Source organism: Corynebacterium sp. BF-R-2 (assembly GCF_024586525.1).
GTDB classification, from domain to species: Bacteria; Actinomycetota; Actinomycetes; order Mycobacteriales; family Mycobacteriaceae; genus Corynebacterium; species Corynebacterium singulare.
In genome coordinates, this window is the sequence record NZ_JAMFTP010000032.1 from 1 (window position 1) to 1,323 (window position 1,323).

1 protein-coding gene is annotated in these 1,323 nt (G+C 55.1%); it reads left to right on the forward strand.

Translation table 11 applies throughout. From position 1 onward, the window contains the following. Positions 1–60 precede the first annotated feature (60 nt). Positions 61–1,277 (forward strand): IS3 family transposase gene (locus tag M5J09_RS13135; RefSeq protein ID WP_115021451.1). Its coding sequence is split into 2 segments (ribosomal slippage): positions 61–322 and positions 322–1,277, totalling 1,218 coding nucleotides; the frame shifts between segments, so codons are not numbered across the junction. Positions 1,278–1,323 lie beyond the last annotated feature (46 nt).

A 1,323-nucleotide genomic window follows, 5' to 3' on the forward strand; every position in this document is an offset into this window, starting at 1 on the left:
TGAGGTTACCCTCGTTTAGTGGACACCCTATTTGTACGGATCTTGTGTCCGTAAGAGAGGATGTTCATTGTGAGTCAACAGCGCAAGAAGTACACGCCGGAGTACCGGCGTGAAGCCGCGAACCTGGTAATCGAGTCAGAGCGACCGATCGCTCATGTGGCTAAGGAAATCGGTGTTTCCGCCGGGCTTTTGGGCCGGTGGGTCAAACTCGAACGTGAACGCCGAGGATCCTCCGATGGGATGAGCGAGGCTGACCTCCGAGCTGAGAATGCTCGTCTGCGCCGGGAGCTGGCAGAAGCCAAGATGGATAACGAGTTTTTGTCAAAAGCGACAGCCTTCTTCGCCGCGAAGCAACGCGAGCAGAAAAGTTCGAACTAATGCAGCAGGAGAAGGCGAACTACAGCATCAAGCGCATGGCACGACTATTAAAAGTATCTCGGTCTGGATACTACAAATGGGCCCATGCGCAGCAGAAACGACTATCCGGCGAAGATGATCGGGCAGCATTTTACGATGATGTTGACCGAAAGATTCATCAGATTTGGAAAGACTCCGATGAGGTTTATGGTGCTCCGCGGATCACCGCAGAGCTTGCCGAGCGCTACCAGATCACCTTGAATCGCAAGACTGTGGCTAAACGGATGCGCATGATGGGCATTGAAGGGATTTCACCGCGTGCCTTTGTCCCGGTGACAACGATTCAAGCCAAGCGTAAGTCAACTCTTCCTGACCTGGTCAAGCGCATGTTTGATACTGGTCAGCTCAACCGAGTGTGGATGTCAGATATTACCTACCTGCGCACCGGTGAGGGCTGGTTGTACTTGTGCGCGGTCCGCGATGGTCATTCCCGCAGGGTACTGGGCTGGGCTATGGATAGCGTTCAAGACACACACCTGGTTGAACGGGCCCTGCGGATGGCGCATACGCTACGCGGTGATGTTCCTGATGGGCTGGTGTTTCACGCTGACCGCGGAACGCAATTTACCAGTGAGAAGCTCTGGGAGGTCTGCCGCAACCTGGGCATTGCCCAGTCTGTGGGGCGTACTGGTGTGTGCTTCGATAACGCGATGGCTGAGTCGTTCTGGTCGACGCTAAAGACTGAATTCTATGACCGGCAGCGCTGGGCGACCCGTGATGCTGCACGCAAGGCCGTTGCCTACTGGATTGAAGTCGTCTACAACCGCCGACGCCGGCACTCTGCACTCGGGATGGTCAGCCCCGTCGACTTCGAAAACCACATTGGTCTAACCACCAGTAGAAAAGAAATAGCTGCCTAACCACTAGGTAGCTCCACTACGTGTCCACGATTTGCGGGCAACCCCA